This is a genomic window from Murdochiella massiliensis (assembly GCF_900059565.1).
GTDB lineage: Bacteria > Bacillota > Clostridia > Tissierellales > Peptoniphilaceae > Murdochiella > Murdochiella massiliensis.
The window spans coordinates 885,391-907,919 of record NZ_FIZW01000002.1 but is presented as its reverse complement, the minus strand read 5'-3'; the positions used below and the strand labels follow the sequence as shown (position 1 = coordinate 907,919).

15 protein-coding genes are annotated in these 22,529 nt (G+C 50.7%); 10 read left to right on the top strand and 5 right to left on the bottom strand.

The window, feature by feature from the left end:
• The first annotated feature begins 4 nt into the window (after positions 1–4).
• The 4 genes from BN3910_RS05705 to BN3910_RS05690 are packed head-to-tail and all read left to right on the top strand — an operon-like array spanning position 5 to position 4,547.
• On the top strand, positions 5–1,492 hold the full coding sequence (locus BN3910_RS05705) for an ABC transporter permease (protein WP_066925195.1): 1,488 nt from the start codon (positions 5–7) through the stop codon (positions 1,490–1,492).
• Entirely contained in the window at positions 1,492–2,481 is a 990-nt protein-coding gene (gene oppC / locus BN3910_RS05700; protein ID WP_148417342.1) for an oligopeptide ABC transporter permease OppC, read from the top strand. Before BN3910_RS05705 ends, oppC begins: the two co-directional genes overlap by 1 nt.
• 10 nt (positions 2,482–2,491) lie before the next feature.
• Positions 2,492–3,562 carry an ABC transporter ATP-binding protein gene (locus BN3910_RS05695; protein WP_066925192.1) on the top strand — a complete coding sequence of 357 codons (1,071 nt, stop codon included), beginning with the start codon at positions 2,492–2,494 and terminating at the stop codon, positions 3,560–3,562.
• Positions 3,546–4,547, top strand: coding sequence for an ATP-binding cassette domain-containing protein (locus BN3910_RS05690; protein WP_082790328.1), 1,002 nt, complete (start codon positions 3,546–3,548; stop codon positions 4,545–4,547). Before BN3910_RS05695 ends, BN3910_RS05690 begins: the two co-directional genes overlap by 17 nt.
• Before the next feature lie 124 nt (positions 4,548–4,671).
• On the opposite strand, the gene BN3910_RS07820 is transcribed toward BN3910_RS05690, so the two are convergent.
• Positions 4,672–4,872, bottom strand: coding sequence for a hypothetical protein (locus BN3910_RS07820; protein ID WP_148417341.1), 201 nt, complete (start codon positions 4,870–4,872; stop codon positions 4,672–4,674).
• Between the two features lie 815 nt (positions 4,873–5,687).
• On the opposite strand from BN3910_RS07820, the gene hpf reads away from it, so the two are divergent.
• Positions 5,688–6,230: a ribosome hibernation-promoting factor, HPF/YfiA family gene (gene hpf / locus BN3910_RS05685; protein ID WP_066925189.1), complete on the top strand. Its 543-nt coding sequence runs from the start codon at positions 5,688–5,690 to the stop codon at positions 6,228–6,230.
• Between the two features lie 270 nt (positions 6,231–6,500).
• Here the strand turns inward: hpf and BN3910_RS05675 are convergent, their stop codons facing one another.
• Together BN3910_RS05675 and BN3910_RS05670 are read right to left on the bottom strand one after the other, a co-directional pair.
• Positions 6,501–7,928 (bottom strand): sodium-dependent transporter, encoded by a 1,428-nt coding sequence (locus BN3910_RS05675; RefSeq protein WP_066925183.1) that lies wholly within the window; start codon positions 7,926–7,928, stop codon positions 6,501–6,503.
• A 21-nt stretch (positions 7,929–7,949) separates the two neighbouring features.
• Complete coding sequence (locus BN3910_RS05670; RefSeq protein ID WP_066925180.1) at positions 7,950–9,593, bottom strand: tryptophanase; 1,644 nt, start codon at positions 9,591–9,593, stop codon at positions 7,950–7,952.
• Between the two features lie 1,205 nt (positions 9,594–10,798).
• Here BN3910_RS05670 and BN3910_RS05665 point away from each other — a divergent pair.
• The 5 genes from BN3910_RS05665 (at position 10,799) to BN3910_RS05645 (ending at position 19,166) form a co-directional block, all read left to right on the top strand.
• Positions 10,799–11,125 (top strand): transposase, encoded by a 327-nt coding sequence (locus BN3910_RS05665; RefSeq protein ID WP_066925177.1) that lies wholly within the window; start codon positions 10,799–10,801, stop codon positions 11,123–11,125.
• 11 nt (positions 11,126–11,136) lie between these two features.
• Complete coding sequence (locus BN3910_RS05660; protein WP_082790327.1) at positions 11,137–11,991, top strand: IS3 family transposase; 855 nt, start codon at positions 11,137–11,139, stop codon at positions 11,989–11,991.
• A 1,374-nt stretch (positions 11,992–13,365) separates the two neighbouring features.
• Positions 13,366–16,188 (top strand): preprotein translocase subunit SecA, encoded by a 2,823-nt coding sequence (gene secA / locus BN3910_RS05655; protein ID WP_066925174.1) that lies wholly within the window; start codon positions 13,366–13,368, stop codon positions 16,186–16,188.
• A 150-nt stretch (positions 16,189–16,338) separates the two neighbouring features.
• A protein-coding gene (prfB, locus tag BN3910_RS05650) for a peptide chain release factor 2 (protein WP_148417339.1) occupies positions 16,339–17,458 on the top strand; the annotation gives its coding sequence in 2 pieces (ribosomal slippage) (positions 16,339–16,410 and positions 16,412–17,458; 1,119 coding nt in all).
• 1 nt (position 17,459) lies between these two features.
• A complete protein-coding gene (locus tag BN3910_RS05645; protein ID WP_066925168.1) occupies positions 17,460–19,166 on the top strand; it encodes a proline--tRNA ligase in 1,707 nt (568 codons plus the stop codon).
• Between the two features lie 243 nt (positions 19,167–19,409).
• On the opposite strand, the gene BN3910_RS05640 is transcribed toward BN3910_RS05645, so the two are convergent.
• Together BN3910_RS05640 and BN3910_RS05635 are read right to left on the bottom strand one after the other, a co-directional pair.
• Positions 19,410–20,213 (bottom strand): hypothetical protein, encoded by an 804-nt coding sequence (locus tag BN3910_RS05640; RefSeq protein WP_066925166.1) that lies wholly within the window; start codon positions 20,211–20,213, stop codon positions 19,410–19,412.
• Positions 20,214–20,323: 110 nt separating this feature from the next.
• A complete protein-coding gene (locus tag BN3910_RS05635; RefSeq protein ID WP_148417338.1) occupies positions 20,324–21,004 on the bottom strand; it encodes a YitT family protein in 681 nt (226 codons plus the stop codon).
• Positions 21,005–22,529 lie beyond the last annotated feature (1,525 nt).

Below are 22,529 nucleotides of genomic sequence, written 5' to 3'. Positions count from 1 at the left end.
TAATATGGCAAGGTATATCATTACACGTCTCATTAAATCCGTAGTCTCCGTTCTTGTCGTTGTCAGTTTAGTCGTTCTCATTGTTTTTGAGTTAATTCCGAAGACGAAGTCTTTTGCGAAAGACAGCGGCTGGCAAAAAATGTCGGGAAACGCGAAGACAATTTACTACTACGGAAAATTGGAATCTCTTGGTTATTTGGAATTTATTCCCAATAACAAGATTTTCAGCGATTTGAAACCGGAAGAAATAGGCAATGACAAAGAGGATAGTCCCGCACAGAAAAAAGTCATCGAGGATTTAGAGAAGCGTGGATTTACCGTAGAGACTCTGGACAAGTTTGATGCGCTGAGAGGGGAGAGAATTGCCTATCGCTATTACAATCCTCTTGAGCTGATTGGAAATTTCTTTGGCCGCTTAATTGTTCGCGACCATAAGAACTATATTCAGGACCCGGAAAATCCAGATATGGAGCGCGGGTATCGCATCGAGAAAGACCATAATGGGCTTCCGGCACTTGTCGGCTCCGGCACCTTGCATAAATATATGATTTACTTGGACGGTCATTTTCCGTTCATTCACCAGAACTTTTTAACGCTGAATTTTGGAGAATCTTTTCCGGTACATCCCGGTGTGATGACGTTGGATGTTATCACCAATGGGCAAGGCGGCGATAAGAAGATTGAGCAGACCTTCCCCACGGGCGTAAAGATGAAGTCTCCCATTAATCAGCACACGCTGAAGTACAAGTACAAACTGACCGCGATGGACACGAAACGGTTTACGGATCACTATGCGGATGCCAAGACGTTCAAAGAATCGATGTCCATGGTGCAGGTTTCTTATTTCTTCGGCATCATTTCGCTCCTCATTACCTATGGCTTTTCCATTCCGTTCGCGGTGGCTATGTCCAAAAAGCCGGGCGGATTGTTAGATAAAATCGGAATCGGTTACATTAACTTGCTGATTTCGGTACCTTCTTTGGCGTTTATTTTCTTCATGAAGTACATCGGGATTAATCTCGGTTTGCCGGATATGTTCACGCATCTGGGTCCGCATGATCCGCGTTCGTACATCATGCCGATACTCATTCTCGGTTTGCTGAGCACGCCTTCCTTAATGATGTGGATTCGCCGTTACATGGTTGACCAATCAACTGCCGATTACGTGAAGTTTGCAAAGGCGAAGGGGCTTTCCGGCATAGAAATTTCACGCCGTCACATTTTCAAAAACGCAATGATTCCTATTGTCAGCGAGATTCCGTACTCGGTCATCTTGGCGATTTCCGGTGCGGTATTAACCGAAACCGTTTTCGGTATTCCGGGCATGGGCAAGATGCTGCCGGATGCGATTACCGCTGGGAACAACAATATGATTATCACCTTGACGTTTATTTTCACGTCGTTAGCGGTTGCGGCGGTCTTTATCGGCGATATTCTCATGACGATTGTGGATCCGCGTATTTCGCTGCAGGCGAAGAAAGGAGGCCGTTAATGGAGACGAAGAGTACCTCTGTACAAGAAACGAAGGAAACGGCTGTAGCCTTGGATTCGATTCCGGAGCTTCCACCAGATGCATTCGAACCGCATGTGGTGGACGAAACGGCTTCTGAACACATTGTCGCCCCCGCATATTCCTATTGGCGAAGCGTATTTCGTAAGTTTTTCTCCTCGAAAGTCGCCATCGTCATGCTCATCATTATGTTGGCGGTATTCCTGCTTGCGTTTATTCAACCGATGCTTTCCGGTTTTCACAACATGGACGCCCCGAATATCAATAACCGCGAAGCATGGTACCAGCGACCTTCGTGGCAATATCCGTTCGGCACGAACGACATCGGACAGAACCTTTTTGATGCGGTTTGGGCAGGCGCGCGCACCAGTTTGTTCATCGCCTTCGTGGCGACGGCAATTGTTATGGTGATCGGAGTCATTGTTGGCATGTTTTGGGGATTCTCTAAAAAGATTGATGCCGTAATGATTGAGGTCTACAATGTCATCTCCAACATCCCGTTTACGTTGGTGGTCATGGTATTGGCATACACCTTCGGAGACGGTATTTGGTCTCTGATTTTCGCCATGACGTGTACCACATGGATTAGTGTGGCATACTTTATTCGCGTGCAGGTCATGATTATTCGTGACCGCGAGTACAACTTGGCGTCGCAGACGCTCGGCTCCAGCACGCCAAAGATTATCCGCAACAATATCCTGCCGTACCTAGTATCGGTTTTGATGACGCTTCTTTCGCGTTATGTACCGATGTTTATCTCCACGGAAGTGTTCTTGAGCTTCCTTGGCGTCGGTTTGACATCCGCAATTCCATCTTTGGGACGTATTGTGCAAAAGAACGCGCTCTATATGACTTCTGCGCCGTATTTGTTCCTTATTCCACTCGCGGTAACCGCGTTAATCTCGGTTTCGCTCTATATTGTCGGGCAGACCCTGGCAGACGCCAGCGATCCTCGCAATCACATGGTATAGGAGGAACATCATGACCAATAACATCCTGTCCATTAAAGAATTGCAGGTAAAATTTAAGGTGCGTGACCGTGAATTGACCGCGATTCGGCATATTTCTCTCGATATTGAAGAGGGAAAGGTTCTTGCTATCGTTGGGGAATCCGGCTCCGGAAAGTCCGTTTTTACGAAGACGTTTACCGGAATGCTGGAAAATAACGGGCGCGTTTCAAACGGTGAAATCTGGTTTGAAGGCAAAAATCTGATGGAACTAAAGTCGGATAAAGACTGGGAAAAGATTCGCGGCAAAAAGATTGCGACCATCTTTCAGGATCCGATGACTTCTTTGGATCCAGTGCGCACTATCGGCTATCAGATTAGCGAGGTCATCATCAAACATCAGGGCAAAAGCAAGAAAGAAGCGAAAGCGCTGGCGATTGAATTGATGGGTCGTGTCGGTATTCACGACCCGGAAAAACGCTACGATGAGTATCCATTTATGTATTCCGGCGGAATGCGGCAACGTATCGTTATCGCTATTGCGTTGGCGTGCCGACCGAAGATTCTTATCTGTGATGAACCGACGACCGCGTTGGACGTGACCATTCAGGCGCAGATTATTGAGCTGATTAAAGAGCTTGCACAGGAATATCAATTTACGACCATCTATATCACGCATGACCTCGGCGTGGTCGCGAAGGTGGCTGATAAGGTCGCGGTCATGTATGCCGGCCAGATCATTGAACACGGCACGGCGGAAGAAGTCTTCTTCGATCCGCGTCATCCGTATACATGGGGTCTGCTTTCGTCACTGCCGCAGCTCGGTACGGGACAGAAAGATCTCTATGCGATTCCCGGTACACCGCCGTCTCTTTTTGAGACAATCAAGGGCGATGCGTTCGCACCGCGTAATCAGTACGCCATGAAGGTGGACTTTGAGTTGGAGCCCCCGATGTTTCAGGTTTCTCCCACGCATTTCGTCAAGTCATGGCTCGAACATCCGGATGCGCCGAAGGTGGAGAAGCCGGCGGTCATTCAAAATCTGCACGAGCGCATGGTGCAAATGACCTCGAAGGGAGGAGACTACAGTGACGACAACTATTGATAACACGAATCAGCCGCAAGTGAATAAGCCGGATGATGATCGTGAAATTCTCCTCGATGTCCGCGGATTGGAAGTGACGTTCCGCAATAACGGCAAAAAGTTTCGTGCAGTAAAAGATGTTTCCTTCCAGATTTTCAAAGGAGAAAAATTCTCTTTGGTCGGAGAATCCGGTTCCGGAAAAACGACGATCGGACGCGCGATCATCCGCTTGCATCCTACGTCCGCAGGCGAGGTGTATTTTAAGGGCAAGAAGATCAACGGCAATCTGTCGCGAAAGGAACAACATGATCTTGTTCGTGACATTCAGATGATTTATCAGGATCCGGCTGCATCGCTTAATGAGCGCGCCACCGTAGATCACATTGTTGCTGAGGGTCTCGATAACTATAAGCTCTATAAGGATAGTTCCGAGCGGGCGAACAAGGTGGATCAAGCGTTATCGTCAGTCGGTCTGTTGCCGGAACACAAATCGCGTTACCCGCATGAGTTTTCCGGCGGTCAGCGTCAACGTATTGGCATTTCACGTTCCATCGTCATGCGTCCGGATTTCATCATCGCGGACGAGCCGATTTCGGCGTTGGATGTGTCTATTCGTGCGCAAGTGCTGAACCTCATGAACAAGTTCCGCGAAACCGAGGGCATTACGTATCTCTTCATTGCTCATGACCTTTCGGTGGTTCGATATTTCTCCGATCGTATCGCCGTCATTCACAACGGCCGCATCGTGGAAATTGCCGAAACAGAAGAGCTTTTCGCGCATCCGATGCATCCGTATACGCGCTCCCTTCTGCAGTCGGTGCCGATTCCGGATCCGCTGATTGAAAAGGACAAGAAACTTGTCATCTATGATGAAAGTTCACGTGACTTTTCCGGCGAGAAGCCGAAGCTGCGCGAACTCGTTCCCGGCCATTTCGTCTTTATGAATGACCGTGAAAAAGCCGAATATCTCATTTCCTACGAAAAGCGTACCAAGAATTTGCAATAATAGTTTCGTACGAAATCGCTCATCGTAATCGTGAAAGCCGCCGAAGTCATGCTTCGGCGGCTTTTGTTTGTTCGAAGGTATTTGATGAAGGGGGTGACATATGGGTCGACGTCTCTTACAGAACCTAATAGCGGTTATAGAGTGGTTTCAATAAATTCGGCAAAACCACTCTACCGATGCTGGACTTTCGGTAGAGTTGATTCTGTAAATCTGGCAAAACCACTCTACCGATGCTGGACTTTCCGTAGAGTGGTTTCAGTAAATTCGGCAAAACCACTCCACAGGTGTCGGACTTTCGGTAGAGTTGGTTCTGTAAATTCGGCAAAACCACTCTACAGGTGTCGGACTTTCGGTGGAGTGGTTTCAGTAAATTCGGCAAAACCACTCTACCGATGCTGGACTTGCGGTGGAGTGGTTTCAGTAAATTTGGCGAAACCACTCTACAGGTGTGGATATTGTTGTAGAGTTGATTTTATGAAATCAGCAAAACCACTCTACAGGTGTTAGACTTGCGATAGAGCTGATTCTATGAATTTAGCAAAACCACTCGACAAAGATGCGACTGAAGTAGAGCGGAATCTATGGCATTGACGAAACCGCTCTACCAGAGTTCTGTGGCGTATTCTTTCTTTTCGTAGTTACGCTGATATGGAGAAAATATGCAGGAAAATACGAAGGACTAATTTTCATACATTATTTACTATTACTTAATTTTTGACAGAAAATGTGACCCTATATGAGGTAGCATGAAAAAATATATCCACAAGAAAAATAATAATTATCACAGGATGCCGGGTAACCTTCCATTGCGTATTCTGACCTGCTGAATGCGGGACGAATGTCAAGCGCTTATCGATAATTTGTTTATCCACAGGAATGTGGATAACTTGTTGATAAAAAAGGCATGATTCAGGCGAAAACTGGCTTTTTCCACCATGGATTTCCTATTTTGTCCACATATCCACACTCGGTGAAGGATGAATAGTGAATGGGAAAAGAAACCATATTTATTCAATCGTTGCGATAGGGACATAAGACGAAATGAAATATACACTTATTCATTCCGGGAAAAGTTTTTCAGAAAGCGAACGTTTTCATGAAATTGGGGTAAACAGGTCATAACGAGGAAGGGGGGAAGTCATGAAGATTACGTATTACGGAAAAAACATCAATTTGCGCGACAACACGAAAAAGGATATCGATAAAAAAGTATCCCGCCTGAACAAATATTTCCAGGACGATGTGGAGGCAAGGGTTACCGTCTCACAAGAAAAATCCGGAATGCGGTGTGAAATAACCATCCCCATTCCCGCATCAGGAACCATTCTTCGTGCCGATCAGGTAGAGGATGAGTTGCTGGATGCGGTAGACGCCTGCATCAGTGCCCTGGTTTCGCAAATTCGCAAATACAAGACAAAACTGGAACGTCAGCGCTACGCTAAGAACGCCATCCGCTTTGCTGAGGTAGAGGAGCCCGCGCCGGAAGAAGCAATTCCGGAGGGTGTGGATATTGCACGTACCAAGGAAATTGACGTTCTGCCCATGAGTGCCGAGGAAGCGGTGGATCAGATGGAACTGCTGGGCCACGACTTTTTCCTCTATCTGGATATGGATCGTGATCGCATCTGCTGCGTCTATAAGCGCAAAGCCGGCAACTACGGATTGTTGGTTCCGACGAAGTAAGTGACCGGTCAAAAAAGGGAAGTACCGAAAAAAATCGAAGTAGACGATAAAAGTCGAAAAGTATCGCTAACGATGAACAAAAGTCGCTCGGAAAGCAAGAAGGCGGGCGTTAACGAAAGAGGAGCACCGGTCAAACGACCGGTGCTCCTCTTTGCTGTGGTGGAGTTCATCTGTTCCGTGCGAAAGAACATATTTGGTTGAATTCACGCAAGGGTTGAAATTGTAAAATGTCTTTGCTGTTCCGCGCGAAATTCATTTGCGTATCGGCGATCAGCCGATGCCGCCGAGAATCGCACCCGCAATGAGCGCGATTAAGGCCGCTGCACAATAGAAATATTTGCCCAGGGGATAGAACCAGTTGCCGATGGGTTTTTCGCTGCCCTCATTGACGGCATGCAGCGCGGTTTCTTTCTTGAGCACCCAGAAGAACATGATGCCGGCCAAGAGCGCACCGAAGGGGCAAAGGTAAATGGAAACCATATCCATCCACTGGGATGTCCAGGGTTGAATCATGATAGCGACGATTGCCCCGAGGACGCCGATGGTGACAACGGCAGGCAGGCGCTTGAATTTGAATTTTTCCTGTAGGAAGGCAACCGGCGCCTCATAGAGATTGATCTGCGAGGTGACACCGGCAAATAAAACACAGATGAAGAAGATCATTCCTACGATGCGGCCGCCGGGCATGCCGTTAAACACGTTCACGAGATAGATGAACATGAGTCCCGGCCCGCCATCGACGTTGTTGATTTCGGATCCGAGCATAACCGCCATGGCCGGAATGATGACGAAGGCAGCCAGGTGGGCGGCGATGGTATCAAAGAGCGCGACGTTGAATGCCGAGGAAGGAATGGATTCTTTCTTGGACAGGTAGGAACCGTAGATGACGGAACCGTTGCCGGCAACGGAAAGCGAGAAGAATGCTTGACCGAAGGCGAAAATCCATACCTTGGGATCGGCAAGGCCTTCCGGATTCAGAGTGAAGATGAATTTGTAGCCTTCGCCGGAACCGGAAAGGGTTCCAATATAGATCGCAAGACCGACAAAGAGAACGAAGAGCAACGGCATCATGATCTTGTTGGCTTTTTCAATACCGCCGGAAACACCCAGGCTCATAATCGCGAGGGATACAAAGAGGCCGAGTAACAGCCATATCCCGTTACCGACGCCGAAAATGCCGCCGGAGACCATCATCTGAATGGCTTCACTGAAGGTTTCCGCTTCGGGAGCAATGGAGCCAAAAGAGCCACCGATGGCCGACATTTCCGTTCCCAGCGCGTAGAGATCTCCGTTGATGCCCATCCAGCAATACTTGAAAATCCAGCTCATGACGACGGTATAGCCAATGGCAAGCATCAAGGCGCCAACGATGGGGATGGCGCCAAACACTTCGCCGAGACGGCGGTTGCCGGTACGTTCTTCGGTAGCCATGCCGAAGGCTCCCACCGGACCGGCTTGGGCCATACGTCCAAGCGCAAACTCCTCAATGATGCCCGTAGAGCCGATGAGCAACACAAAGAGCAGATAGGGCAGAATGAACGTCAAGCCGCCATATTTCTGTACCAAAATCGGGAAACGCCAAATGTTTCCCATGCCCACGGCGGATCCGATACAGGCGAGGATGAATCCCCAGCGAGACACAAATCCATCGCGTTTTTCGACCTGAGCAGCATGCGTTGTGGCATTTGGGTTAGTCATAAGACACCTCTTTTTTCTTCGCTATTTTTCTTCGTTCGGATACGGTTCGAGGAAGGCATGGAAGTGACGCATGGGCAGGTTGTGTCCCCAGGTGATGCGCATATTCGGGATGCTTTCCCGGTCTTCATAGAGCTGTTTGACGGCGGCAATCACGTAATCCAGATGTTCTTGGGTTAAGCGACTGCGGTCGATGGCAAAACGCACGACGTTGGCGACTTCGGCCTGTTGTTCCGGAGTCTTGAGGTCGTATTCCATCGAGAAATCGCCCAGCTCGGCCACACGGATGCCGTAGCGACGGATGAGTTCCAGGGAGAAGCCTTCACCGGCAAACGATTCATGATCGCGTTTGCCGTCAAAGAAGGTGTCCATATTGATGTATACGGCATGGCCACCTGCCGGCAAAACGACGCCTTTTACACCAGCATTGTAGAAGCCCTGTGCCAGATATTCGGCTTGCGCGACGCGTTCCTGCATGTAATGGAAATCGCAGCTTTCATAGAGTCCGACCGCCAGCGCCATGATGTCGTGGCCACTCATTCCGCCGTAGGAGTCGTTGCCGTAGCAGGAGATTTGCTTTACTTTCAGCAGGACACCGACGTCCCTTTTGACGGATCCGTCTTCGTTGAAGTCGCAGAATTTCTGCCAGAAAAGGCCTTTGTCGCGGAAGGCGAGCATACCACCCATGTTGGCATGGCCGTCTTTCTTGGCGGACATAGCGAAGACGTCGCAATACTGGAACATTTCGGTTGCAATTTCGGCAATGGACTTGTCGGCATAGCCTTCTTCATTCATCTTGATGAAATACGCATTTTCCGCCCAGCGTGCTGCGTCGAAAACGACCGGAATCTCATAGGAATGGGCAACCTCGTTAATGGCCTTGAGGTTCGCCATCGAGACCGGCTGTCCGCAAACGGGGTTGTTCGTCACACAGCAGAAGACCAAAGGGACATTTTCCGGTCCGACGCCTTCAATGAGCCGCTTTAGTTTCTCGATATCCATGTTGCCTTTGAACGGATTCTTTTCGTACTTTCCACCTTCCGGCACTTCCCACAGCAGTTCCTTGTTGTAGAGGTTTCTCGGGATGGAGCCCATTTGTTTAATATTGCCTTCGGTGGTGTCAAAATGGCCATTGGACGGAATGGTGAATTTCTTTCCGGGATGGCGTTCGTTGAGAATATTTCGCACAATTTCCATCAACACCGATTCGGCTGCGCGTCCCTGCTGGATGATAAAGCTGTTCGGACGCTCCATTTGTGCGGCGCCGCCGTTAAAGAAATTGCCTTCGTACTCCTGCAGATAGACTTCGTCCATCATCTTTTCGACGTCTCGGCAATCTGTGCGCACCAGGTCGAGCACTTTTTTCCAGTTCTTTTCTCCGCCACGTTCGAAAATATCGCGGAACGTATCCAACAGCACATAGTAACCGGTGTTGCGGCCATAGGCCTCATCACCGAGAAAGAGCGCCGCCCACTGGGTATTGGTCATTGCCGTCGTACCGGAGTCGGACAGCATATCGACGCTGAGCATTCCTGACGGAAACGCGAATTCGTTGTAATGCGTAGCCTTTAATGCCCGTTCACGTTGCTCGACAGTCACTTCCGGCAGATCACGAACGACATAGGAAAAATGATGCGGTGTGGGAACAGATAATTCATACTTTTTCATAGGAAAATACCTCCAGTTTGACGCATGGCGTCGTGTGCGGAGGTACCCCGGTCATCGCGGCCCGTAAGTTTCGGGACGGTCGACTGGCGGACAGTACCTGATAGAATAAAAAAACAATCCCTGTCCAACGCGTGTGGCCTTTCGCGCGTTGCAGGTTGCGTGCCGGCCGATAGATAGTGTAGTCGGCTTTGTGTGCTGTGCGCTCATTTCACGGCATTAAGCACGTATTGAGCGCAGGGTTTCCGGCACATCGTTCGCGCAGATGATTCGAGCGCAGGTTGCGAGAATCGTTCGAGCGAATGGTTGCGCGAATTGTTCGAGCGCATGGTTGCGCGAATTGTTCGAGCGCAGGACAGCGCGTTGAATGCGTAGGGGAAACGATTTCCCCTTGATAGTAAGCCTCCTTTCCATGTGCTTTTGACCAAGATTTCACGATTTCATTTTAGTCCATCCGGAATTCCTTCGTCAATAAAGTCAGGTATGGCTCTCAGCCGTTTGTCACTGGCTTTTTCGCGTCCGGAAAAAGCCGTACCGTTTACGTGCACCGACTCCTTCGCACCTGGGTAAAGCCGTGCGGTTTACGTGCTCTGACTCCTTCTCGCCCGGATAAAGCCGTGCCGTATATGTGCGCCGACTCCTTCTTGCCAGGGTAATGCCGTCCCCTCTACTTGTCGCCGACTCCTTCTCGTCAGGATAATGCCGTCCCCTCTACTTGTCGCTGACTTCTCCTCGCCAAGGTAATGCCGTCCCGTCTATTTGTCGCCGACTTCTCCTCGTCAAGGAAAAGTCGCCCCATCCGCTCGCCGCTGGCTGCTCCTCGTTCCTTCGCTGTGCGTCCTATTTCTGCGGTCGGGACTCGTCGAAGGAGTGGCTCACGAACGGGACGACTTTGCAGGGCGAGCGTCGCTGGGAGTGGGGTTGGCTGTGCGGCTTTAGCCCATAAAATATGCGCGACCCTGGCTGGACGGAATGAAATGCAGTAGCCAGGGTTGATTCTTGTAGCTGAACCCTGGCCGGCAATAAAAAAGTTGTTCAGCCAGGGTTGATTTTCATTTTTGGCCCCTGGCTGGGAGAAGCAAAGAGCCGTAGCCGGGGTTTCATTTTACTCGTCAGACCCTGGCTACGGAAAACAATGACATGTCCCCCAAAAAGTAGAGCCTTAACGAACAAAAAGATACAATGAAGAAAGGCTTAAGGAGGATGACATGACACGGCGGAGATACACGAAATCTTTTCGAAAACGCGTAGTGGAAGAGGCGCTAAAGCCGGAATTCGAAGGCAAAGAATTCCTTGTTGCAGAGAAGTACCATATCCAAACCTCAACGCTTTTGCGCTGGATAGATTTATATCACAACTACGGGGAGATGGGCTTAGCGGATAATATCCAACAGTTTCACAAGAAAGAGAGCACATTAACCCGTGCGCAGAAGCAGATGGAAGCCGCTAAGGACAAAGAAATCGCGGAATTAAAAGAGGAGATTGCCATCTTAAAAAAAGCCGCGGCCTTTCTAGCCAAGATGCCCCGAGACTAAAGTTTGCATTCATGTATCGCTTTCGTCATGAACATGCAATTGCTAGAATGGCCAAAGTTATCGAAGTCTCTGAAAGTGGCTATTACAAGTGGAAGAACGCACAGAACGCGCAGACACTGCGTCAAATTGAAAACATGCAGCTCTCAAAAGAGATCGGAAAAATTTACGATCAGAGCAAAGCCGTTTATGGGATACGAAAGGTCACAGCGGAGTTGAATTTCCAACGACAGAAGGTAGGAAAGTCGCCGGTGAATCACAAGCGTGTAGAACGCATCATGCGGGAAAATCATTGGCATTCCCGGGTACGGCGAAAATTCCTCGTCACCACCGACTCTTCGAAAACAAGGAAGCCGGCCGACAATCTCCTCCAAAGAGATTTTGTGGCCAAAGCGCCGGGAGAGAAGTTCATCAGCGATACCACCTATGTCCCAACGCCACAAGGAACCCTTTATGTTGCGGTAATTTTAGACCTTTATGGACGATACCCGTTGGGTTTGGCCATGAGTACAAAAAACAACAAACAATTAGTGATGGAATGCCTGGATGATGCGCTGGCAAAGCATACCTTAAAGCCGGGCTGCATTGGCCATTCCGATCGGGGGTCGACCTATGCTTCCGAGGACTACCAAAAGCTTCTAAGAGAGAACAATATCCGCTGTAGCATGAGTAGGAAAGGAGACTGTTGGGACAATGCAGCGATGGAAAGCTTTTTTGGTAAGATGAAAACCGAATGGCTTTACAAGATGCCACAAACCATTCGCGAAGCAAGGAAGCTAATCTACGAATATGTATGGGCCTTCTATGCGAAAGAAAGAAGGCATGCGACAAACGGATACCAAACCCCTTACGAGGCTTATTACGGATGAGGTAGAAATGATAATTCTACACTCTACCATTTGGGGGACAGTTCACAACATGCGCCAGCCAGGGGCAGGTAAGCTATTTTGAGCCCTGGCCGGCAATAAAAAAGTTGTTTAGCCAGGGTTGATTTTCATTTTTGGCCCCTGGCTGGGGGAAGCAAAGAGCCGTAGCCGGGGTTTCATTTTACTCGCCAGACCCTGGCTACGGAAAAAAACATGCGCCAGCCAGGGGCAGGTAAGCTATTTTCAGCCCTGGCTGCGAGGAATAACATGCGCCAGCCAGGGTTGAGCACCTTATTCTGGCCCTGGCAAGGGGATGTAATTTTTCGCAGCCAGGGTTGGGTAGCGGTGCGCCGCAAAAAAAGGATATTGGCGGCGCGGTTGAAGAAGTGGAGCCGCCTTCGGCGGCGTTTTCAAACCGCCGGCCGTAGGCCGGCACCTTATTAACTCGCTGCGGATAACGAAGTTTGGCCTATAAAATATGCACGACCCTGGCTGGCTGAGGTGAAATGCGGTAGCCAGGGCTTCATTTCACCGCAAAATCCTGGCTAAGTGAAAAAAAGTTTCTCAGCCAGGGTTGATTTTCCTTCTTGGACCCTGGCCGGGTGAAATGAAATGCGGTAGCCAGGGTTTCTTTTTGCTCGCCTGACCCTGGCTATGGAAAAAATATGCGTCAGCCAGGGTCGATTGGGTTCTATTTTACCCTGGCTGGGTGGCATGAAAAGTCGTAGCCAGGACTACTTTTCGCTGCGCGACCCTGGCTGATTGAAAGGAAAAGCTGCAGCCAGGGGCGGGTAAGCTATTTTGAGCCCTGGCTGCAAGGAATAACGTGCGCCAGCCAGGGCTGGGTACCCATTTCCGATCCTGATAGAGGGATCAAATTTTTACCAGCCAGGGTCAAGACGGGAGGTACGCCGCAGAAATAAACAATCACTACACACTTGACGCCACAATAGGACATAAGTGGCGCCTTTACCCTTCGCTCTCCAAGTCTTCTTATGATTTCAAGCCGGTAAAACTTTGCTCCGTCTCACAGCGAAACCAAGCCATTCACACGGCGCAGTGCGGTTAGACCTCCCGATCAGTCCACTTAAAAGCCTCCTCCCTATACGGCCGAAGGCCGGCTAACCCCTCGCCCGCCACCTCGCAAAATCGGCCCGTCCGTGAGCCGCATCTTCGACGAGCCCCGACTGAAAAAAGGAAGCGTAGCGCAGGGACGAGGAGAAGCCAGCGGCGAGCGGACGGGGCAGTTTTGCCTTGACGAGGAGAAGCCGGAACCTCGCGCACAGGATGATTTTGCTTTTCTCCAAAGTCTTTACACGAGAGGGCGCTAAAATGCTATGATAGGAGTGTTGTAATGCAACGTACAAGGGAGTAGATATGGGCTTATTTGATTTTTTAACGAAATCCTTCAGTGAAAAGGAAATTGATAAAATACGTCCTCAGGTGGACGCGGTGCTGGCGCTGGAACCGGAGATGGAAAAACTCTCGGACAGCGAGCTGCGGGCGAAAACAGAGGAGTACAAGAAGCGCTATCAGGGTGGTGAGACGCTCGATGCATTGCTGCCGGAGGCGTTTGCCACGGTTCGGGAGGCGGCATGGCGAGTGCTGGGGATGAAGCCGTATCCCGTTCAGATCATCGGTGGAATCATTCTGCATCAGGGGCGCATCGCGGAGATGAAGACCGGTGAAGGAAAAACGTTGGTGGCTACGATGCCGGCGTATCTGAATGCATTGGCGGGTGAAGGCGTGCACATCGTTACCGTTAACGACTACCTGGCACAGCGCGACGCCGAATGGATGGGAAAAGTACATCAGTTCCTGGGTCTCAACGTGGGGGTGGTTTTGCAGCCCATGGAACAGGAAGAACGTAAGCATGCGTACAATGCCGACATCACCTATGGTACCAATAACCAGTTTGGTTTTGACTATCTGCGTGATAACATGGCCATTTATAAATCCGGCGTGGTGCAAAGAAAACTGCATTATGCCATCGTCGACGAAGTCGACTCCATCCTCATTGATGAGGCGCGTACGCCATTGATTATCTCTGGCATGGGCGATCCGTCCACTGAGATGTATTCGCGTGCAGATGTGTTCGTGCAAACATTGGAAGGACGTGTGCTGGATCCGAACGAAGAGCTCAACAAGCTGGATTCACTTTTGGAAGAGCATAAGCTGGAAACGGTCGACTATGTGGTGGATGAAAAGCGCAAAACGGCAAACCTTACCGAACAAGGAAACGGCAAAGCAGAAGCCTATTTCCATGTAGAAAACATCTCCGATCCGAGTCACATGGAGCTCATGCACTACATCAATCAGGCACTGAAGGCGCGAACCACGATGCGCCGCGATATTGACTATGTGGTCGACAACGACGAGGTCAAAATTGTTGACGAGTTTACCGGTCGTATTATGGAGGGACGTCGTTATAGTGAAGGTCTTCATCAGGCGATTGAAGCCAAAGAAGGCGTTACCATCAAGAGTGAGTCGAAGACGCTTGCGACGGTTACCTTCCAGAACTTCTTCCGTATGTATGAAAAGCTGGCCGGCATGACCGGAACCGGTCTTACCGAAGCGGATGAATTCAGCGAAATTTATCACATCGATGTGATTGAAATTCCAACCAACAAGCCCATTGCTCGCATTGACCGCGAAGACGCGATCTATGCCCATGAAGAGGAAAAATTCCGCGCCATCGTGCGGGAGATTCAGGAAATTCATGCCACGGGGCAACCGATTCTGGTCGGCACCGTCGATATCGAGACGTCCGAAAAGATCTCCAAGATGCTCAAGAAAGCCGGCATCAAACATCATGTTCTTAATGCCAAACAGCATCGACACGAAGCGGAGATTGTCGCGCAAGCTGGTCGCTTCGGCGAAGTGACCATCGCGACCAATATGGCCGGTCGTGGTACCGATATTGTGTTGGGCGGCAATGCCGAGTGGATGGCGAAAAAACAGATGGAAAAAGACGGCGACAGTGCGGAGCTCATCGAATGGGCAGACAGCTTCCGTCATGTCGAGCCCGAAGAAACCTTCCCGGCGAATAGTGCCGGCGAAGAGAGTGAAGAAGAGGCCTGGATTACCGGACGCGAAATTCTGGATGCCCGGGAAAAGTTCCAGCGCCTGAAGAAAGAATTTTCCATCGAAACCAAAGAAAATGCGGAAAAGGTGAAAGCCGTCGGCGGACTGTTCATTCTGGGTACTGAGCGCCACGAGGCAAGACGTATTGATAACCAGCTGCGCGGTCGATCCGGACGACAGGGCGATCCCGGAACATCCCAATTCTTCATCTCACTGGAAGATAAGCTCATGCGCCTCTTCGGCAGTGAGCGGATGCAGAAATTCGTGGAATCGGGAGCTTTCCCGGAGGATGAACCCCTCCAGGCGGGTATCCTGACGAAATCCATCGAACGAGCACAGAAGAAGGTGGAATCCAACAACTTTGCTACTCGTAAACAGGTGTTGGATTACGACAACATCATGAACATGCAGCGCAACACCGTCTACGGTGAGCGCAACCGCGTACTGAACGGCGAAGATATGCGCGACGAAATTGTCGAAATGATTCACGGTGTGGTTTCCGATGCCGTTGACAGTTTCTGTGGAGTAGATATACCGCCTGAACAGTGGGAAATGGAAGGCTTGTTTAATTATCTGAACAACATTTTTCTGCCCAAGGGCGCGGTGGCCGTTGGCCAACTCCAAGGCATGAAACCGCAAGATCTCAAGGATCAGCTCATTCATATTGCCGACGATCTCTACGCCCGCAAAGAAGAGGAAATTACGCCTTCTGTCATGCGTGAGGTGGAGCGCATGGTGCTTTTGCGTGCGGTGGATACCAAGTGGATGGATCACATCGATGCGATGGATCAGTTGCGCAAGGGCATCGGCATTCGTGCCATGGGCAACGAAGATCCGGTGCGTGCCTATGCCAATGAAGGCTACGATATGTTTAACGCGATGAACGAATCCATCCGCGAAGAGACGGTGCGTGTGCTCTATCACATCGAACCGCCGAAGCGTGAGGTGGTCCGTACCGCGGTGGCGACCCCGACGCGTGCTATCGGTGCAGGCGACGAAGCCGAGCCTGAAAATCGCACCTTCGTGCGCAAGAACAAGAAGATCGGACGCAATGATCCCTGCCCATGCGGCAGCGGCAAGAAATACAAGAACTGTCACGGTCGTTTTGACCGGTAAAGAGAAAACCGCTGCCGGCGCGATAGAATCAATGCGTGTGAGCCGTTGGTGCGGTATTTAATCGTTTTACGCTACGTTGTAGCAACGAGCCGGCCGCGGCATTGCCGGACGCAACGATTTCGGCAACGTGGCCATAGCGAAGGAGGAAGCATGGAACTGTATGAAATGCGACAGCATCTGGAAACCGTCCGGGTGCATTTGAGTGAGTTAAGGAGTTCTCTTTGACATTGCCGGCTTAGAGGAATCCGTCAAAGCGTTAAGCCAAAAGACAGTAGAGACCGATTTTTGGAATGACTCCGATGCGGCGCAAAGCGTGATGGTGGAGCTTAACGGCAAAAAGGCGAACGTCGATGCCTATCAGGAAATCGAGACAGCCTATGAAGATCTGAACGGACTGGTGGAACTCTTTAGTGAAGACGAATACCAGGAAGAAAAAGACGATTTGACCGACGCGTTGGCGCAGATGGAAAAAAAGCTGGAGGCGCTCTCCAAAAAAGCGCTGCTTTCCGGCGATTACGATGCCAACGACTGCTACCTTTCCATTCATGCCGGATCAGGGGGTACCGAAGCTATGGACTGGGCCGGAATGCTTATGCGTATGTATGAGCGCTGGTTCCAGACCAAGGACTGGAAGGTGACACTAACCGACATCAATACGGAAGAAACGGGCGGTATCAAGTCAGTGCAATTTGAGATTAAGGGCTACGATGCCTATGGCTATTGCAAAGGTGAAAAGGGGGTACATCGCTTGGTGCGTATCTCGCCGTTTGATTCGCAAAGCCGCCGCCATACCTCGTTTGCGAGCGTGGACGTCTATCCCGTTCTGAAGGACACGGGCGAAATTCAGATCGACGACAAGGACATCAAGGTGGATACCTATCGTTCGTCCGGAGCCGGCGGTCAGCATGTCAACACCACCGATTCCGCCATCCGCATTACGCATTTGCCGACCGGTGTGGTCGTCACGTGTCAAAATGAACGTTCCCAGATTCAGAACCGTGCCAAAGCGATGGAGATGCTCATCGCCAAGCTCGTACAGATTAAGGAAGAGGAACACCGCGAAAAGATCGAGGATATTCAAGGATCCTATAAACAGATCGCGTGGGGATCCCAGATTCGTTCCTATGTGTTTCAACCGTATACGATGGTAAAGGACCATCGTACCGGTGAGGAGACGGGCAACATTGAAAAAGTGATGGACGGCGATCTCGATCCGTTTGTGGACGCGTACCTGAACTGGCATGCCCAGCAGGAAGCGAAGGGAGAATAACATGAGAATGAAACGCTTCTATATGCCGACGCTGCGCGAAGTGCCGGGGGATGCGGAAGTCCCCAGCCATCAGTTGCTTCTGCGTGCCGGCATGATTCGCAAAGCCGCTTCCGGCATTTATACGTATTTGCCGCTTGGCTATCGTGTCGTACGCAAGATTGAAGAGGTGGTACGCGAAGAGATGGATCGGGCGGGCGCCCAGGAAATTCGCGTATCGAACTTGCAGCCGAAAGAGATCTGGGAAGCCTCCGGTCGTTGGGACACCTTCGGCCCGGAAATGTTCAAGTTGACGGATCGCCACGAAAAGGAGTTCGCTCTCGGCCCCACGGCGGAAGAATACTTTACCGACTTAGTAAAAGAAGAATTGCGCAGCTATAAACAGTTGCCGCTCAACCTCTATCAGATCGGCTGGAAATACCGCGATGAGAAGCGTCCGCGCTTCGGCATCAACCGTTCCTGTGAGTTTCTGATGAAGGATGCCTACACCTTTGATATTGATCAGGAAGGGCTGGAAGCCGCCTATCAAGTGATGTGGGATGCCTATGTACGTGTTTTTGATCGTCTGGGCATCAACTACCGCGTCGTGCAGGGCGATTCCGGCGCCATGGGCGGCCGTGTGTCGCATGAATTTACTGCACTTTCGGAAATCGGTGAGGGCGTCATCGTCTATGCGGAAGGCGGCTATGCCGCGACAGATGAAAAGGCGTCTATGCAGAAGCCGACGTATCCGGCGGAAGAACCCTTGCCGGTCGAGTCGCTTGACACACCGAATGCCCATACGATTGAGGAGTTGGAAGACTTTTTGCACATCCCGGCGCACAAGATGATCAAGGCCATTTGTCTGCGCGTTAGCGGCGAACCCGTGTTCGTCTTTATGCCGGCGGAGCGTGAACTCAATATGTCCAAGCTCATCGCCTATTTGCACAAACCGGAGCATGAAATTGAGATGCTCGACGATGAAACCATCGAACGTGTGACGGGCGCCCCGGCAGGCTTTACCGGTCCGGTCGGTCTTCCCGATACGGTGCGCACCATTTTAGATGCCGCCGTCACGACGCGTGCAAACCTCGTCTGCGGCGCGAATAAGGCGGATACACACCTGAAAAATGTCAATTTCGGCCGTGATTTTGACGGTGAAATTGCGGAGGATCTCTGGATGGTTGCCGAAGGTGATCTCGACCCCGTTCATGGCAATCCGCTGCAGTTTGCCCGCGGCATCGAAGTGGGCAACATCTTTCAGCTCGGAACAAAATATTCCGAAGCCCTCGGCGCAACGGTATTGGACGAAAACGGCGTCGCGCGTCCGCTCGTGATGGGCTCTTACGGCATCGGCATAACCCGTGTGGTTTCGGCCATCATCGAACAAAATCACGATGAGAAGGGCATGATTTGGCCGCTCATCGCTGCTCCGTATCACGTGATGATTACCGTGATGAAAACCAAGGATGATGCCCAGATGCAGCTTGCCGACGCGCTCTACGAGCGCCTTGAAAAGGAAGGTGTCGAGGTTCTTCTCGACGACCGTGACGAGCGTCCGGGCGTGAAATTCAATGATCGTGACCTCATCGGGATTCCGCTGCGCATCACCGTCGGCCGCAACGCCGCCGATGGCATGGTGGAATACTCCACTCGCCGTGAAATGACCAACGAGGATGTGTCGGTGGAAGAGGCTGTTTCGCGCGTGGTTGCTGCGGTCAAAGAGATGTAACGTTGGAGAAACCACGGCTTCGCACGTTGCGACGGTGAGAGGTAAGCCTTAGAGAAGGCTGCCATTTCTTGCGTCGTTTTCACCATGGAGGCGCTACAAAAGTAGAAAAAGCGGAAAGAATTTATCCATTAAAAAGGAGCCATTAGCTAAACTGGCCTCCTCAAGTTAGGCTTTTTGGTCTAACATTGGGGGCAGTTCAAACACGGCTCCTTTTTCGTTCCGTTTCTTCGATTCTGAATCGCGTTACGGGATCAGCAGGCTGAACGTGTAACTCACCAGATTGGCAATTACGGCATAGCGAACGGGATGCTGTTCTTTCGGCAGTTTTCTGCGGTAGAGAAAAGCTTCGATGCCGAGGACAAGGGCTTCCAGGGGAAGCAACAAGACAGGACGCATGACCTGCATGATGCCGGTTGTCCCCAGTCGGAAACCGATGAACCATAAGCCGAGATGGAGAAGCGCCTGCGTGCCGAGATTCACAAGCGCGATGTAGCGGAGTGACGTTGCCTTTCGGATTCCCAGCAGGTAGGCGACGGCGAGCTCAATCAGGATCGTGCCGACGATCAGCGCCAGAAGCTTCGGAACATCCGCCAGATAGTCATAGCGGAAACGAATGTCGGTGATGCGGTCTTCTTTTACGGTGACGGTATACTCATTTTGTAAAGCGTGGCGCGTGAGCGGCGCACTCAGCAAAAAATGATCCGCTTTCTCGTCATAAAGGAGGATGCGAAAAGTTTCCGGCGGATAGTAGCCCCAACGAAAATCGCGAGGGGCCGCTTCCGCTACATAGCCTAAAAAATAATAGTCTTCGGGAAGTGAAAACTGCTGGAATTTTTGCTGAATGGAATCCGGCGCATCGGTGGTCCAGACCTTATTCGCTCTCCATGGACCATATTCTGCAGAGGAAGATAACAAGGTTGCGTAGTAGCGCTTGTCCGATCCGGTAATATGCACCGAGACGTAGGGCTTAGGCCCCATATCGGCGTGGGATAGGGAAGGACACAGCAGAAATAGAAGCAGCAACACAACAAAAAAGCGACGTTTCACGGCAACCTCCTTTTCCGCATTTTTAAGATCATTATATCCGTTTTTTTAAGATCATTATAACGGAAGGGAAACATGGAGAAAACCGAAAACGTCGCGGTTTCTTAGTTTGTTCAGGCGCGCGCGTTGGACGCATCAGTTCGCTGCTTCATGGGCAGGGCAAGAGCTTCCGGTTTCGGCAGACGCAGCTCAAATTGTCCGACCACAAATGACGAGATGAGGGTCGTAAGAAAGGACCACAGCAGGTTTTGTGCCGGCAGGTAGACGAAGAAGGATAGGCCAAGGACTACCGCGTCGCTGATGAAGTACGCTCCGCTTAACGATAGTGATGTGCGCTTTTTGAGGATCAAGGCAAGGCAGTCGTCTCCACCGGCAGCGCCGCCTCGGGTAACAACAAGACCGCATCCTGCGCCAAGAAGCAATCCACCGACGATGGCCGCCAGATAAGGCGCATTTTCAAGGGACGGTAAAACCGGACCGATCGCGGAAAAAATCTTCAAGGAAGCGGCATAGGAAAGTGTGGAAAACACAGCCTTTTTCAAAAATCCGCGTTCCAAAAGAAGAATGCCCAGCCCATAAAGGGTAAAGTCCAAGACAACGCTCAAAATGGCCGGATCCAGCCCGAAAGCCTTATTCAACAGGACAACGCCACCAAGAACACCGCCTTCGGTAATTCGGGACGGTATATGGATGTTATAGAGGGCAAAAGCCATAGTCAGATTGCCCAGAACCATTAAAAAAAGATCCGAAACGGATAAGTTCATCCACGTCGCAAAACGACGTAGCAGCTGCATGGGCTGATTTCTCCATGACTTTTTCGACAAGAATTTCATAAAGACACCTCGCATTCGCGGACACGGTGTCTTCCGAACCAAAAAAAGATTGCCTTGGCCGTGAGAAGACTCCGTGCTGTACAATCGTGTGGTGGTTGATGCTGTTGTTTGAAATTCTTTCTTGTAAGAACTCTGTCTCCCTCGCCGTTTAATGATTCATCGTGCCACATCAGACAACGCATGAACCCGCTCACAGCCAGGTGTTCAGATAAAAACTACCGCTTAGCGGCACCCACAGGATGTTGCTCATTTCTGTTACGAGAATAGTATAGCACAAATTTATATTATGGAAAAGTGGGGAATTGCGCCGGCATCCGTTCGCGCGCCGCCGGCTTCGCCTCGGCGGGGTGCTTGTAGATGGCATATTTCCGGCTCGCCGAAGATGCGGTGCGCGAACGGATGCCGGCGCGTGGGAGTGCGGGGAAGGCGTGCTGCATGGCGCGGGGGTTGTGTGGTGAAGAGGGCGAGATCTGCTGCGTGGTGCGTCCTTATGGGCAAGGGATGTAAGCGGAGCGCCGCTGGAAACGCTGTTGGCGGCGCAGTTAAAGGCGGAGCGCCGCTGGCAATGCCGTTGGCAGCGCGCGTTTGGTTCATAAACTCTGCGATCCTGGCTGGATAAGATGTAGTGCCTTTGCCAGGGTCAAATTTTTCGTCAAAACCCTGGCTAGTAGGAAAGAAGCTTATCAGCCAGGGTCTACTTGATCTCTTCCGCCCCTGGCTGGAACAAACGAACTGTTGTAGCCAGGGCTTTTTGACATCCGCATAGCCCTGGCCGCGGAGAGCAATGTGTGCCAGCCAGGGTTATGCACGTTGCTCCAGCCTAGCCAAGAAGCGGATCTTTGTCCAGTCAGGGTCGACGAAATGGAGCGCCGCCGGGAATGCTGTTGGCGGCGCCGTTATCGAAGTGGAGCCGCCTTCGGCGGCGCTTTCAATCCGCTGGCCGTAGGCCGGCTCCTTTTAGAACCGCTAAAGCAGGAGATAGTTTAAACTGACGATCATGGATTGGCCTTTATTGATATTTATGGAGTGGAGTTGCCAAAAACGAGGGAAACCCACTACCGTCATGCGCAAACCGGTAGAGGGTTTTTGCTGAACATGAGGAAAACCCACTACCGTCACAGGCGCAAGAGTAGAGGGTTTTTGCCAAAAACGAGGGAAGCCCACTACCGCCATGCGCAAACCTGTAGAGCGTTTTTGTCGAGAATGGCAAAACCACTCTACACACTCTACACCCGATCGTACCATTTTTGCATGACTTGATTTGCATGCTTTAAATGGAAACATGAAGAACACAAATTGAGACGGAAAGGAACCGAATTTTTGAACCAAATCCTTTATACTCTAATTGGCACGGGGTGTACGCTGTGCATGAAGGAAGCATCCGTAGAAAAAGGAGTGAACATGATTGGTCTGAGCGAGCAATTGATAATCTTAGAAAGAAAATACCGCTTCCTTCAGAGAAGTCTTAGGAAATTCCAGCAGCCGA